Annotated in this window: 17 protein-coding genes; 5 read left to right on the plus strand and 12 right to left on the minus strand. The window is 64.2% G+C overall.

All coding sequences use genetic code 11. The annotated features are described in order from the left end of the window. Positions 1-347, minus strand: a 347-nt coding sequence (locus tag B3M53_RS01550; protein WP_286799538.1) for an RsmD family RNA methyltransferase, incomplete at its 3' end; no start/stop codon positions are given. Beyond that, on the minus strand, positions 322-1,386 hold the full coding sequence (locus B3M53_RS01555; protein WP_286799539.1) for a pseudouridine synthase: 1,065 nt from the start codon (positions 1,384-1,386) through the stop codon (positions 322-324). The genes B3M53_RS01550 and B3M53_RS01555, both read right to left, overlap by 26 nt. Positions 1,387-1,472: 86 nt before the next feature. Between B3M53_RS01555 and tadA the strand changes: the two genes are divergently transcribed. Then, entirely contained in the window at positions 1,473-1,925 is a 453-nt protein-coding gene (gene tadA, locus B3M53_RS01560; protein ID WP_349678816.1) for a tRNA adenosine(34) deaminase TadA, read from the plus strand. Here the strand turns inward: tadA and B3M53_RS01565 are convergent. The 4 genes from B3M53_RS01565 to B3M53_RS01580 form a co-directional block, all read right to left on the minus strand. Further along, positions 1,922-2,116: a hypothetical protein gene (locus tag B3M53_RS01565; RefSeq protein ID WP_286799540.1), complete on the minus strand. Its 195-nt coding sequence runs from the start codon at positions 2,114-2,116 to the stop codon at positions 1,922-1,924. The two genes, tadA and B3M53_RS01565, sit on opposite strands and share 4 nt — an antisense overlap. Before the next feature lie 61 nt (positions 2,117-2,177). Next, positions 2,178-2,867 (minus strand): hypothetical protein, encoded by a 690-nt coding sequence (locus B3M53_RS01570; protein WP_286799541.1) that lies wholly within the window; start codon positions 2,865-2,867, stop codon positions 2,178-2,180. Positions 2,868-2,919: 52 nt separating this feature from the next. Continuing rightward, entirely contained in the window at positions 2,920-3,501 is a 582-nt protein-coding gene (locus B3M53_RS01575; RefSeq protein ID WP_022701597.1) for a GNAT family N-acetyltransferase, read from the minus strand. Further along, positions 3,491-3,973, minus strand: coding sequence for a GNAT family N-acetyltransferase (locus B3M53_RS01580; RefSeq protein WP_286799542.1), 483 nt, complete (start codon positions 3,971-3,973; stop codon positions 3,491-3,493). Before B3M53_RS01580 ends, B3M53_RS01575 begins: the two co-directional genes overlap by 11 nt. A gap of 178 nt (positions 3,974-4,151) precedes the next feature. Between B3M53_RS01580 and B3M53_RS01585 the strand changes: the two genes are divergently transcribed. Both B3M53_RS01585 and B3M53_RS01590 read left to right on the plus strand, forming a co-directional pair. Continuing rightward, positions 4,152-5,366 carry an acyl-CoA dehydrogenase family protein gene (locus B3M53_RS01585; protein ID WP_286799543.1) on the plus strand — a complete coding sequence of 405 codons (1,215 nt, stop codon included), beginning with the start codon at positions 4,152-4,154 and terminating at the stop codon, positions 5,364-5,366. Between the two features lie 146 nt (positions 5,367-5,512). After that, positions 5,513-5,935 (plus strand): hypothetical protein, encoded by a 423-nt coding sequence (locus tag B3M53_RS01590; protein ID WP_286799545.1) that lies wholly within the window; start codon positions 5,513-5,515, stop codon positions 5,933-5,935. A 6-nt stretch (positions 5,936-5,941) separates the two neighbouring features. On the opposite strand, the gene B3M53_RS01595 is transcribed toward B3M53_RS01590, so the two are convergent. The 6 genes from B3M53_RS01595 to mutL all read right to left on the minus strand — a co-directional run bounded on the left by B3M53_RS01595 (position 5,942) and on the right by mutL (position 12,727). Then, complete coding sequence (locus B3M53_RS01595) at positions 5,942-7,000, minus strand: phosphotransferase (RefSeq protein WP_022701601.1); 1,059 nt, start codon at positions 6,998-7,000, stop codon at positions 5,942-5,944. 136 nt (positions 7,001-7,136) lie between these two features. Continuing rightward, the gene (locus B3M53_RS01600; RefSeq protein WP_022701602.1) at positions 7,137-8,435 is read right to left on the minus strand and encodes a metal-dependent hydrolase family protein; all 1,299 of its coding nucleotides are present in this window, start codon (positions 8,433-8,435) and stop codon (positions 7,137-7,139) included. Between the two features lie 161 nt (positions 8,436-8,596). Next, positions 8,597-9,154 carry a DUF3035 domain-containing protein gene (locus B3M53_RS01605; RefSeq protein ID WP_273147306.1) on the minus strand — a complete coding sequence of 186 codons (558 nt, stop codon included), beginning with the start codon at positions 9,152-9,154 and terminating at the stop codon, positions 8,597-8,599. Between the two features lie 72 nt (positions 9,155-9,226). Further along, positions 9,227-9,736: a signal peptidase II gene (lspA, locus tag B3M53_RS01610; protein ID WP_273147304.1), complete on the minus strand. Its 510-nt coding sequence runs from the start codon at positions 9,734-9,736 to the stop codon at positions 9,227-9,229. A 143-nt stretch (positions 9,737-9,879) separates the two neighbouring features. Then, positions 9,880-10,716 (minus strand): alpha/beta hydrolase, encoded by an 837-nt coding sequence (locus tag B3M53_RS01615; protein ID WP_286799548.1) that lies wholly within the window; start codon positions 10,714-10,716, stop codon positions 9,880-9,882. A 94-nt stretch (positions 10,717-10,810) separates the two neighbouring features. Continuing rightward, positions 10,811-12,727 carry a DNA mismatch repair endonuclease MutL gene (gene mutL / locus B3M53_RS01620; RefSeq protein WP_286799549.1) on the minus strand — a complete coding sequence of 639 codons (1,917 nt, stop codon included), beginning with the start codon at positions 12,725-12,727 and terminating at the stop codon, positions 10,811-10,813. Between the two features lie 93 nt (positions 12,728-12,820). On the opposite strand from mutL, the gene B3M53_RS01625 reads away from it, so the two are divergent. After that, a complete protein-coding gene (locus tag B3M53_RS01625) occupies positions 12,821-13,081 on the plus strand; it encodes a DUF2093 domain-containing protein (RefSeq protein ID WP_022701607.1) in 261 nt (86 codons plus the stop codon). A gap of 5 nt (positions 13,082-13,086) precedes the next feature. Next, positions 13,087-13,956: a M23 family metallopeptidase gene (locus B3M53_RS01630; protein ID WP_273147300.1), complete on the plus strand. Its 870-nt coding sequence runs from the start codon at positions 13,087-13,089 to the stop codon at positions 13,954-13,956. Positions 13,957-13,961 lie beyond the last annotated feature (5 nt).

Consider the following 13,961-nt stretch of genomic DNA (forward strand, 5'->3'; position numbering starts at 1 on the left):
CCGACCTTTTCCGGCTTGGGGCCGAGATCGGTGGCGCTGCGGCGATGCAGCTTGGTGCAGCCGAACAATTGCAGCGCGTCCACATTGCTGCGGATGGCGCCGCGGGCGGCCGGATCGGTCTCGACAAAGAGCGTAAAGCTCGCCCCGCGGCTGATCGCTTCAAAGCCCAGAGCGCCCGAGCCTGCGAACAGGTCGAGCACGCGCGCTCCGGCAAGCTCAACGCCCCAGGGCGCATGGGTGAGCTTGTTGAACACGCTTTCGCGGACGCGGTCGGTGGTCGGACGGGTGGTGTCGCCCTTGGGGGCGATGATGGCGCGGCCCTTATGGACGCCGGCGACGATCCGCATCACGCTTGCCTTCGCTGGGTTTGCCGCCGGACTTTTTCGGGTCGGCGCGTTTGGATTTGGGTTTTTCATTGGCCTTGGGTTTGGCTTTCGCCCAGCCCTTGGCCGATTTGGACTTGCCCGCGGGCATGATGGAATCCGCGTCTGGTCCTGACTTGTGTTTGCTGCTGGTGGATGGGCCGCGAGAGGCCGGACGCACCGCGCGCGGCTTGGCTTTCGCCGTTCCGGTGCGGGTGTCGGGCTGGGCGGTTTCGCCGGGTTTGAGCGGCAGGCCGCCATTGTCGAGCGGATAGAGCTTGCCCAGCTGGTCGCGCAACACGCCCAGCTTGGCTTCCGACACGTCGCCGCGTTTCAGCGAACCGAGCTGGAAGGGGCCGTAGGCCACGCGCATCAGCCGGTTCACGGTCAGTCCGACGCTTTGCAGCACTTTGCGGACTTCGCGGTTCTTGCCTTCCTTGATGCCCACGGTCAGCCAGACATTGGCGCCGGTCCGGCGATCCACGCTGACCTCGATCGGGCCATAGACGACGCCGTCCACGGTCGTGCCTTTTTCCAGCTCGGCGAGCGCCTTGTCTGTGGCGTGGCCATAGGCGCGCACGCGATAGCGGCGGGTCCAGCCGGTGCTCGGCAGTTCCAGCACCCGCGCCAGCTCGCCATCATTGGTCAGCAGCAGCAGGCCTTCGGAATTGAGATCGAGCCGCCCGACCGAGATCACCCGGCCCATATCCTCAGGCAGCGCCTGAAACACGGTTTCACGGCCCTGGGGGTCGGCATGGGTGGTCAGAAGCCCTACCGGCTTGTGATAGCGCCAGACGCGTGTGGGCGGGCGGGCGCCGATGGATTCGCCGTCCAGCCGCACGTCATCGCCAGCACGCACCTTGAAAGCGGGCGTTTTCAGGGTTTCGCCATTGACGCTGACCCGGCCCGCTTCAATCAGTTTTTCAGCCTCGCGGCGTGAGGCGATGCCGGCATGGGCCAGCACTTTGGCGATGCGTTCGCCGCTGTCTTCAGGCGTGTCAGGGGTAGACGGGGTGTCTGTCAAAACTTGCCAGCGCTCCAGGCCAGAGGTAAGGCCCGCTCATGACGACGCAAAACTCGACGCCAGAACAGGATCGTGAAACGGGCTTTATGCGGCGAGCGCTGGGTCTAGCGCAAGCCGCGGCTGCCGCGGGCGAGACGCCTGTGGGCGCCGTGATCGTCGATCCCGCGACCGACGAGATCGTCGCAGAAGCCGGCAACGCCCCGATTTCAGAGCATGATCCCACGGCCCACGCTGAAATTCGCGCCCTGCGTCTGGCGGCGCAACAGCTTGGCAATTATCGGCTTACCGGGCTGGAGCTCTATGTAACGCTGGAGCCGTGCGCCATGTGCGCGGGCGCGATCAGCCACGCCCGTATTGGCCGGGTGGTTTATGGCGCGTCCGATCCCAAGGGCGGGGCGGTGGATCATGGCCCGCAGTTTTTTGCGCAGCCCACCTGTCATTCCCGCCCGGATGTGACCGGCGGCGTTCTGGCGGACGAGTCGAGCGCCATGCTGAAAGCGTTTTTCCGGGCGCGGCGGAAAAAGCGCCCTGCCTCCTAGGCCCAGCCAAACCACATCATGAAGCCGCGGATGGCGCCCAGCGGGGCCAGGGCCAGATCAAAGATCAGCCACAGCCATTTGACCATCATGGCGTCGCGCACGACCGCGGTGATCCAGCCCGCCAGCGCCACGACGCCCAGGCATCCGCCGCCGAAACAGCCGCCGCGTTCCCTGACTTGAATGATCATCATGGCGATAAGCTCCTGTCCCGAACGCCGTCATGAAACCATGTCGGCGTTCGGCAGGTCGGGATCAAGACTTGGATTTGGGAGGCTGCATGGGGGAGGCGGCGTCGTCGCCCTGGCTCTCGTTCATTTCCATTTCCATGTCATAGGCTTCCACCGTGGCGTAAACCTCGCCCATATCGGTGAAGACATACGCCTCGCTGTCATCGCACACATGCCCCGGTGCGAACGTATCCGCGAGAATCTGTGCGGCCTCGTTGGCGTCGCTGATCTGGCTGGCGTCCACCACGAAGAGCGGGCAGGCGACACGCTCGTAACTGTCCGGGTTGAGCGCGGTGATCACCAGATGGTCCTGGCGCTGGTCTCCGCCCGAATCCGGGCCGCCATTGGGGTCCACATCCATGGACGGGCCTTCGCTGACATAGCGATGGATGGTGGCGTAAGCGCCGCTCTCATTGCGCCGCCATTCCATGGTGGAATGATAGCCGCCGAACAACAGCGTGGCGGGCGGCGTATAAAACTCGGTGCGCTCGCTGCCATTATAGGCGTAGGCGATGCCGCTGCCATGCTCTGTGGAGTGCAGGAAGATGCTCCAGCTGTCATGGGCCGCGCAGGCGGTCTCCCAGACCGGCTCTCCGGGGAGTTGATAGCTGGCGCAATTATCGATCTGGAAATAGACGCTGCCAGGCTCGCTTTGAGCCCATGCGGGCGCGGCGAGGGCGGATACAGCGCCAAGCGCCAGAAATGTACGAAGCATGGAAACGTCCCCTGTGAGTTGAGGCTCCATCTTCACCCGTTGCCCCGCAAACTCAAGCGTTTGTCAGCCGCAGGTTTAATCCGGCCTGAACCCCTGGCCACTCTTCAGGCAGGATGGAGAAGAACACGGTGTCGCGCCGGTCGCCGCGCCAGGTGCGCGAATGCGAACGCAGCGTGCCTTCACGGATCGCGCCCAGTTTCAGCATGGCGGCTTGGCTGCGCTCATTGAGGTGATGGGTTTTTAGCTCCACACGCTGCGCGCCGCAGCCAAAAGCGCGTTCGAGCAGCAAGGATTTGCACGCCGGATTGGTGACGCCGCCGCGATAGGGCGCGCCATACCAGGTCCAGCCGATCTCAACGCGTTGATTGTCCGCATCGATCTGCAAGAAGGCGGTGTGCCCGGCATAGGCGCCGGTCGCTTTCGACCAGACCGCATGGCTGATCTGGGTGCGGTTCGCCTGGCCTTGCAGCATCAGATCAAACCAGGGATCAAAATACGGCCCGTCGCCACGCTTTGTGGTCAGCGCCCAGATCGTCTCCTCCTGCGCCAGCGGACGCAGGGCTTCGCGATGCTGATCGGTCAGGGGCTCAAGCCGGACATGGGCGTTTTCGAGAATTTGCGGATCAAGCTGCATGGGCGCTGCTCAGGTCGAGCATCATGAAGATGTTGAAATCGGTTTCCTGATAGCCGCCAAAAGGCGGGCAGTGTGTGAAACCCAGCTTGGCGTAGAGCGCGACCGCCGCCTGGAAGCCCTGGGTGTTGCCGGTCTCCAGCCACAGCTTTTTCAGGCCTTGTCGGCGCGCCTGTTCGATCAGATGCACCATCAGCGCGCGCGCCGCGCCCTGACCTCGCGCAGCCTCAGCCACGTGCATGGATTTCACCTCGCCGTCGGCGTCTGACAGGGTTTTGAGCGCCACCACGCCCAGCAGCGCGCCGTCCTTGCGGGCGCTCCAGAAGGTGATGTCCGGCGTTTTCAGCCCCGCCACATCCAGAAAATGACAGGTGTCTGGGGGGGATTCCTCCAGCGCGAACGCGGCGTGTGTCTGGAGCAGGGCGGTGACGTCCGGTCGGGCGGGATCATCGATTTGAATGTGCAGCGCAGTCATGGACCAGGCCTTTCCTCCCACAGAATGCTGCAGATGCTAGCACATCGATCCATGGGCGCCATTGTGACGCAGGGTTTTAAGGGTGGATTTTCGCGCCGGGATGACGATAATTAGATAAGCTCTTAAGAACTGTTCGGCGGACCGGGTCCGGATCGCCGCCAAGGGGAGGCCTATCGCCATGAATTTTGAATATTCCGACCTCTGCAAAGACTATCAGGCGCGGGTGCGCGCCTTCATGGACGAGCATGTCTATCCCAACGAGCCGGTCTACGCCGCTCAGATGGCCGCGTTCGGAACCGATCGCTGGCAGGTCCCCGCCATCATCGAGGAGTTGAAACAAAAGGCCAAGGCCGCCGGCCTGTGGAATTTGTTCCTGCCTGACAGCGAAGAGGGCGCCGGCCTGTCCAATTCCGATTACGCGCCGCTGGCGGAAGAAATGGGCCGGGTGCCCTGGGCCAGCGAAGTGTTCAACTGCGCCGCGCCCGACACCGGCAATATGGAAGTCTTTGTGCGCTACGGCACCAAAGAGCATCAGGAAAAATGGCTCAAGCCGCTGTTGGCGGGCGAGATCCGCTCCGCCTTCCTGATGACCGAGCCGGCGGTGGCCAGCGCGGATGCGACGAATATCGAGTGCAAGATCGAGCGTGATGGCGATGAATACGTCATCAATGGCCGCAAATGGTGGAGTTCGGGCGCCGGCGATCCGCGCTGCAAGGTCTTCATCGTCATGGGCAAGACCAATCCCGACGCCGACGTGCATTCCCAGCAGTCCATGGTCGTCGTGCCGGCTGACGCGAAGGGCGTGACCATCGAGCGCTTCCTGCCCGTGTTCGGCTATGACGACGCGCCGCACGGCCATATGGAGATCAAGCTCGAAAATGTGCGGGTGCCCGCCTCCGCGATCTTGCTGGGCGAGGGGCGCGGTTTCGAGATCGCTCAAGGCCGGCTTGGGCCGGGCCGCATCCATCACTGCATGCGCACGATTGGGGCTGCGGAGCGCGCGCTGGAGCTGATGGTCAAGCGCCTGATGAGCCGGGAAGCCTTCGGCAAGCCGATCATCAAGCATTCGGTCTGGGACAGCCGCATCGCCCAGGCCCGCATCGAGATCGAGACCTGCCGTCTGCTCACCCTCAAGGCGGCGTGGATGATGGATACGGTGGGCAACAAGGTCGCTCGCGGCGAGATCGCCATGATCAAGGTGGCCGCTCCGCGCATGGCGTTGAAAGTCATCGACGACGCCATCCAGGCCCATGGCGGCTGCGGCGTCAGCAATGACACCCCGCTCGCCTATTCCTATGCCGGCATCCGCACGCTGCGCCTCGCCGACGGTCCTGACGAGGTGCACGAACGCACCATCGCCCGCCTGGAAGCCAAGAAATGGCTCAACGGCTAAGGCCTATCGATGTTCACGACCCTCAAAGCCCCGGCGGTTGCGCCGGGGCTTTTCTTTTGCGGCCACGCTGTGGATAACCGCGTCTTGAAGTGATCTGATCGCCGTGTCCGCGCGTAAGCTCGTTCGTAGCGACAATGAGAACCGCCATGATGGACTTTCCCGCGACCTGGATTATCGCCGGCCTCGCCGCCCTGTTGGGCGTCGGCATGGGGCTGGGCGCCCTTATCGTGCCGCGCTGGGCGCAAAGCGTCGTGCGGCTGGCGCCGGATCCGCGCTGGAAAGGCGGCTGGTCGGAGTTTCGCGCCAGCTATGGCGGCGCGCTCTTGTTGCTGCACGCCGCGGTGCTGCTGACGATCGCGATGAGCTTTCAGGCGGGCGCCGGCGCTGTGATGGGCGCCAGTTTCGCCGCCAGCTGCTATTGGCTGGGCATGGTGATCGGGCGCGCCCTGTCTATGCTGACGGACGCCGAGCAGGAGACCCGCACCGCCTATAACGCCATGGCGCTGGGCTTCGAGCTGGTGATGGCGGGCGCGCTGGGCGCACCCTTCCTCAGCCATCTGGGCGGCTAGTCCGCCTCAGGCGCCTTCGGCGATGCTCCAGGCGTATTCGGCCATGGGCTGGACGAGAGCGCCCATTTCCTTGGCTTTTTCATTGGACGCATTGCCCTGCAGCGAGCGGGCGTAGACGCCCTGCACGATGCTGGTCAGGCGGAAGATGTTGTAGGCGAAATAGAAATCCAGCTTGGGAATGCCGTCCCGGCCGGTGCGCTCGCAATAGGCTTTGACGTATTCGTCCTCGGTGGGGATGCCCATCGCCTTGAGATCCGCGCCCAGGAAGCCGTTGCGCATGTCTTTCGGCGTACGCCATTGCATCAGCTGATAGGTGAAGTCCGCCAGCGGATCGCCCAGCGTCGACAATTCCCAGTCCAGCACCGCGATGACCTTGGGCTCGGTGGGGTGGAAGATCATGTTGTCGATGCGGTAGTCGCCATGCACGACGCTGGTGCGCTCTTGCGCGGGCGCGTGTTCGGGCAGCCATTCGATCAGCTTGTCCATCGCGGCGATGGTCTGGGTCTCCGCCGCCTTGTACTGCTTGGACCAGCGGCCGATGGAACGCTCGAAATAATTGCCCGGCTTGCCGTAATCGCCCAGACCCGCCGCTTCATGGTCAATCGAGTGAAGATGCGCCAGCGTTGCGTTGGACGCGTCATAGATCGCAGCGCGATCCTCGGGCTTCAGATCAGGCAGATACGGATCCCAGAAAATCCGGCCCTCGACGAAATCCATGATGTAGAACGCCGTGCCGATGACGCTGTCATCCTCGCACAGGCCGAACATGTGCGGGGCGGGGAAGCCCTGCTCGCCGAGCGCCTTCATCACCCGGTATTCGCGGTCCACCGCGTGAGCCGACGGCAGCAGCTTGCCCGGCGGCTTGCGGCGCAGCACATAGCGCGCCTTGGGCGTTTCAAGCTTGTAGGTGGGGTTGGATTGCCCGCCCTTGAACTGCTCGATGGTCAGCGGTCCCGCAAACCCCTCCACATGCGCCTGCATCCAGCGCTCCAGCGCCGCCTGGTCGAATTTCAGCGCGTCTGCGACCGGCTTGGTGCCGGTATAGGTGTCGTCAAGTTGGGACATGGGTCGGGGTCACTCTTGTTGTCTAAGTGGAAATCCCGGACGGTCAGAAAGACCGAGCCGGGACCTCATTGAAGGACTGCGCCAAGGGCGGAGAGAGGCCCCGGTTCGGCGCTGTGCGCCAACCGGGGCGTCAGTCTTACTCTTCGTTCTTGCGCACCACGCCGCGGGCCATGACGAAGTCGATGTCCATCAGCTCTTCGATGTCAGACAGCGGATCGCCATTGGTCGCCACGATGTCGGCGGCGAAGCCCGGCGCGATGCGGCCGATCGTGTCTTCCATCTGCACATGGCGCGCGCCCACGGTGGTGGCGGTGGCGAGCGCTTCCATCTCGGTCATGCCCGCCATGGTGTAGAGCAGGAATTCGCGGGCGTTGTCGCCATGGGCGGAGACGCCGGAATCGGTGCCGAAGGCGATGGTGACGCCGCCCTCATGGGCGCGGCGGACCATTTCCAGCATTTGCGGGCCGACCATGCGGGCCTTGGCGGCCTGGAACGGCGTCATCCAGCCGGCGTCGGCCTGATTGGCCACCCATTCGCCCGCCATGGCGGTGGGCACCAGCACGGCGTCATTGTCGCGGAACAGGCGCATGGAGTCGCGATCCAGATAGGTGCCGTGCTCGATGGAATCGCCGCCTGCGCGCAGGAAGGCGTTGATCCCGGTCACGCCATGGGCGTGGGCGGTGACCCGGCGACCCATCATGTGCGCGGCCTCGACAATGGCTTCCAGCTCGTCTTCAAAGAATTGCTGTTCGACCCCGGCGCCGGTGGAGGAGAGCACCCCGCCCGTGGCGGTGATCTTGATCACGTCCGCGCCTTCCTGAACCAGCTGGCGGGTGGCGCGGGCGCAATCGGCCGGGCCGTTGCAGGCATAGGGGCTGGCGTTCTGGCGCATGAATTCCACGCTCCAGCCGTTCACATCGCCATGACCGCCGGTGGGCGTCACCGCGCCGCCCGCAATGCGCAGGCGCGGGCCGACAATGTCGCCCGCCTCGACGCCGGCGCGCAGGGCGCGCACGGCTTCCATGTCGCCGCCCACATCCTGAACGGTGGTGAAGCCCGCCATCAGGGTGCGACCCGCATACAGGACGCCGTCAATGGCGCGGTCCGCGCTGCCTTCGGTGAAGGCGGAGATGCGGCGGCCCGGGCCTTGTTCGTTGGTGATGTGCACATGGGCGTCGATGAAGCCGGGCATCACCCAGGCGTTCGACAGATCCACGATCTCGGCGCCGTCGGGGCTGACAAAGCCGTTTTCGATCGCTTCAATCGAATCGCCGCGCACCAGGATGGAGACTTCGCTCTGCACGCGTTCCTCGCCGGGCGCCGCGATCAGATGGCCGGCATGGATGACGGTGAGCGGCGCTTCGCCATGATCATCGGCGAACGCCGGTGCGGCAGTGAGCGTGAGTGCGCCAAGCGCAGCAATCGTGCGGTTCATGTCTGTCTCCCCTTTGGTGCTCTTTAGAGCTTAATCGCAAAAGTGTCCGGCTCCGGGGCGAGTGTCAAACCTCAAACGGCAGGAAACAGGGGGCGTGCCATGCAAAACGCCCGGCGCGAGGGCCGGGCGTTTGCAGAGATATTCAAGAGCATCAGCAGGGCTTAGAGGCCCGGCAGCTTGCGGCGCACGGTGCGGCGGCGCTCGATTTCGACTTCGCCGCCGCCGGTGACGCCCTCGATCGCCGCGGTGGCGTCCTCGGGATCAATCGGCTCGCCGCCTTGCTGGATCAGGCGCTCATTGTCACGCCAGAACAGCACGCGGTCTGCAAAGCTCTGATCCTTGCGGATCAGGGATGCGGTCTCGCCGTCGATGATGGCGCGCACATTGGGATTGGCGTCTGCGGCGCCGGCGCGCGAGGCGAACAGGATTTCAGCGTCGCTGGCGTTGGTGCCCGACAGGTCGCCGAACAGGGCACGACGCGCCTGCTGGTCCTGGAACATGTCTTCAGCGCGCAGCTCGCCCGGACGCGGCGGCGTCAGATTGTATTCGGGCGGCACCGACAGCGGCGCAATCGTCACGACGCGGAACTCGTCCGGGGTGGTCTTGTCTACGCCAAGGGCCTGGCGGACGCCGGAATTGCAGCCGGTCAACGCGAACAGGGCGGTGGCGGAAAGGATCAGGGCGGTGCGCATACGCATGGGTCGAAAGCTCGCTTTCATGGGCGGTTCTCACCGCTTGTATCAGACTGGCGCACGCTCTGGCCAGAGGCCCGGCGCCGCTGGAAGACCGGTTTAGCGGTCCCCGTTCACGATCAGGTCCAAAATCATCACGGCGACGCCGATGCAGATGCCTGCATCCGCGACATTGAACACATAGGGGAAGTAGAGCCCGGAGAAGTCAAAAAAGTCGACCACCGCGCCATAGATCAGCCGGTCAATCACATTGCCGATCGCGCCGCCGATGATCAGGGCGAAGGCCAGAGCCTGCAATCGGCGCGTGGTCTGGAACATCCAGACGATCAGCATGCCGGCGATCGCCAGCGACACCCCGGCCAGCAGATAGCGCTGCAGATCGGAATCCGCCTGGAACATGCCGAAGCTGACGCCGTGATTCCACACCATGGTCAGGTTGAACCAGGGATCGAGCACTTGGACCTGTTGCGGCGTGCGCCCGTCGAGATCCAGCCCGTACAGGATCCAGTATTTGCTGGCCTGGTCCGCGATCAGCACAAGCACGGCGACGATAAAGCCGAAAATCGTGAACGATCCGGCGCTGCGCCGACGCGAAAACATTCGCTGCATGATCAAGTCCCTGCATTCCCTCTGAAGAAACGCTTAGCAGGGCGCACGCCAGACGGTCCAGTGAAAGCGCCGCAATCTGACTGCGACGAATGGGAGGAGGATGCGTTTGAACCCTTCAGGTTCCGGCAAGCGCTGCCGTCCGCCTATTGGGCCGGATCTGTCTGATAGCCGTGGCGCGTCAGAAAGGCGTCTATCACACGGCGCGCGCGCTGGATGTCGGCGTCGGCCACATCAAAATCGGATTCCTGATTGTCCAGATTCCGCGTCAAAAGATGTCCGACGCCGGAAAAAGCTTCGATCTCGCATTCAGTCTGCAAGGCTTGCAGCTGCGCGCAATATCCTTCGGCGAACGCATGCGGGGTCAGCGTATCTTCCTCGCCGCTAATGATCAGCGTTGCGGGCGTGGCCTCTGAGACATGGTCATAGGGTGAATACGCGGTTGGATTTTCGGGCTGTCCGAGCAAGCGCTGGAACCAACTATCATGGCTGGTGCGCAGGGCGGGCGAGTACAGGACCAACAGGTCCGGGCCTTCAACGGCCTCAGGGCAGCCGATCGTCGTCATGGAGGCGGCGAGATGCCCGCCCGCAGAGACGCCATAAGCAGCGATCCGGGAGGGATCGACGCCCAGTTCATCAGCCTGTTCACGGATCCAGGCCATGGCGGCGCACGTGTCGTGTAGGGCATCTATCGGCGTCACGCCGTTTCGTGACAGGCGATACTGAACCGCGATGGCGACCATGCCCTGGTCGGCAAAACGCCGCGCCGAGCTGTCCATCCAGGTGGGGGAGCCATAGGCCCAGCCGCCACCGTGCAGCACCAGAATGGCGGGCGCTGCGTCACGGGTAGGCGGATTGTAGACATGAGCCGACAGCGCCTCCCCCTCTGGAGCGCTGTAGGTGTAAACTGCATCCGCCCCGGATTGAGATTGAGTGTTCGCACTGTTGAGCAGGAGCGCTAGGGCCGAAAGCAATAAAAGCATAAGTAATTCTCTGACTTAGTTTTCTGATGGGGGCTTTGACCAGGACTTATTTTTCTTTGACAAGCCGTTGAGGTGACGGCGTGAGGCAGCATCCCTATCGCCGCCCGAACAGGCGCTCGATATCGGCCAGTTTCAATTCCACATAGGTGGGGCGGCCGTGATTGCATTGCCCTGAATGGGGCGTGGCTTCCATCTCGCGCAAGAGCGCGTTCATTTCATCGCCGGTCAGGCGGCGGCCCGCGCGCACCGAGCCGTGACACGCCATCGTGCCAACCACCTCTTCGAGCTTTTCTTTCAGAGACAGCGCTTCGTCATATTCGGCGATCTCATCGGCCAGGTCGCGAATGAGGCCTTGCACGTTCAAACGTTTGAGCAAAGCAGGCGTCTCGCGCACCGCCAGCGCGCCCGCGCCGAAGGGTTCGACGATCAGGCCCAGCTCGGCTAGCTGATCGGCCCGGTCGAGCACACGGCGCGCCTCGGCCTCATCGAGCTCGACGATTTCAGGCACCAGCAAAGCCTGTCGCGCCACGCCGGTGGCGGCGAGTTGTTTCTTCATCCGCTCATAGACCAGCCGTTCGTGGGCGGCGTGCTGATCGACGATGACCAGGCCGTCCTCGGTCTGGGCGATCACATAGGTGGCGTGCACCTGCGCCCGCGCCACGCCCAGCGGATAGTCAGGATACTGGGTTTCAGGCTCTGACCCGCCCTCTACAGGTTCGCCGCCATATTGGGGCTCGGTGCGCGCGGACATGCCCGGCGCCAGATCGCCGCGCTCATACTGGGACGTCCCAGACTGGGACTCGCCAGCCCCATAGCCGGACATGTCGTGATGCTCGGACAGCTGGCTCTCCCAGGCCGGTAAGGGCCGGTTCGCCCAACCGCTGGAGATCGAACTGCCCCGCGTCAGCGGCAAGGCATGGCTCGGCGCGCCTTCAGGACGGGCGCGTCCGAGCGCATAGCCCGCAACGGTGGTGGAGGCGCGATGCCCGGCGCCCGCCAGCGCATGACGCAAAGCGCCCACGATCAGCCCGCGCACCAGCCCTGAATCGCGAAAGCGCACTTCGGCCTTGGCGGGGTGCACGTTCACATCCACATGGCCGGTGGGCAGATCCACATAGAGCGCCACCACCGGGTGCCGGTCGCGGGCGAGAAAGTCCTGATAGGCGCCGCGCACCGCGCCGACGATCAGCTTGTCTTTCACCGGGCGGCCATTGACGAACAGGAATTGGTGCTGGTTCGAGCCGCGATTATAGGTGGGCAGGCTGGCGAGCCCGGTCAGGTGAACGCCCTCGCGCTCCTGATCGATCACCAGCGCGTTCTCACCAAAATCCGCGCCCAGGATCGACGACAACCGTCCGCGCCGCGCCTCGTCACGATCGTCTGTCGTTTCCGCCGGGGCAGAGACGCGAGAGCGACCCTCGACCGACAGGAAGAAGCCCACATCGGGCCGGGCCAGCGCCAGACGCTTGATCACATCGGCGACGGCGGTGCTTTCCGCGCGTTCCGATTTGAGGAATTTCAGGCGCGCGGGCGTGGCGTAGAAGAGATCGCACACCTCCACCCGCGTGCCGCGACGGCCCAGCGAGGGCGCGGGGCGGGGGCCGGATTTGGTTCCGCCCTCGACCGAAAGCTCCCAGGCTTCACCCAGTTCCTGATCCTGTGTCGTGATCGTCAGGCGCGCGACCGAACCGATGGAGGGCAGGGCCTCGCCGCGAAACCCCATGGAATGGATATTCAGAAGATCATCCTGGCCGTCCTCGCCCACCGGCAGTTTGGAGGTGGCGTGCCGCTCGATGGCGGTCTCCAGCCCCTCGGCGTCCATGCCCGAGCCGTCATCCTCGATGACCATGCGGGTCAGCCCGCCGCCCTCGATCCGCACGTCGATCCGGCGCGCGCCGGCGTCCAGCGCGTTCTCCACCAGCTCCTTGACGGCGCTGGCGGGGCGCTCGACCACTTCGCCGGCGGCGATGCGGTTGACGGTTTCTGGCGACAGGCGGCGAATGATGCTCATGGGACCAACCTCGCGACGCGGTGTGAGTCGGTCAAGAAAGGCGTGCTGTTTGCCATCTTCCGTTTGCGCAAAGAGACGTGATAGGAAAGGCGCATGACCGATACTGATCTGACATCTTTTGATCGTGATTTCACCGGCGAGGCCATGCTCGAGTATGGCGACGCGGATTTCATGATCCTGAAACCCGGCGCCTATGTGAAATGCGCGGTGACGGGTGAGAAAATCGCCATCAACAATCTGCGCTACTGGTCCGCCGAGCTGCAGGAAGCCTATCTGGACGCCAACGCCGCCACGGCGCGCTGGCGCGAGGTCTATCAAGGCCCTGGCAGCACCAAACAGCAAAAACCGGGATAATCCTCATGGTTCTGATCGCCGCGCTCGCCCTTGTTCAATCCGTCGCCTCAGCGCCGGAGGGCGCGGCTGATCCCATGGCGGCGCTGATCGCGGAAAGCGCGCCAAGCGCGGTTTCGCCGATCAATTGCGCCGGAACCCATCGCCAGGGCGCGATGATCGTCTGCCGCACCGCGCCGGGCGCCGATGTGAGCCTGGGGGATATCACCGTGTCCGCCGATGGCGACGGCTGGGTGGTGCTGGGTCATGACCGGGACGCCGAGCCGCAGACGACGCTGAGCGTCAGCGCGGCGGGGCTGTCCTATGAAGAGACCGTCACCGTCCAGCAGCGCGAGTATGACATTCAGCGCATCGAGGGCGTGCCCCAGCAATATGTGACCCCGCCTGAAGAGGTGCTCGATCGCATCCGCGCCGAGGGCCGCGAAAAGCGCAACGCCTATCAATCACGCTGGGCGGGCGACGGCTTCGCCACCCTGTTTGAAATGCCGGTCGAGGGCCGCATGACAGGCGTTTACGGCAGCCAGCGCTATTACAATGGCGAACCGCGCCGGCCTCATTACGGCATCGACATCGCCGCCCCCGGCGGCACGCCGGTGACCGCGCCGGCGGCGGGCGTGGTGACCCTGGCTGATCCTGACATGTATTATGAAGGCGGGCTGATTTTCATCGATCACGGCCAGGGCCTGACCAGCGCCTTCCTGCATCTGGGCGCAGTGAACGTCGAAGTCGGTCAAGAGGTCGCGCAAGGTCAGGTGATCGGCGAAGTCGGCTCCGGCGGTCGTTCCACCGGCGCGCATCTCGACTGGCGCATCAAATGGCACAATCGCTATATCGACCCGGCCGCCGCGCTCGAGGTGGACCCGAGCGGATTGCGTTAGAGTTG

Origin of the sequence: Oceanicaulis sp. UBA2681, assembly GCF_002354675.1 — a bacterium.
GTDB lineage: Bacteria > Pseudomonadota > Alphaproteobacteria > Caulobacterales > Maricaulaceae > Oceanicaulis > Oceanicaulis alexandrii.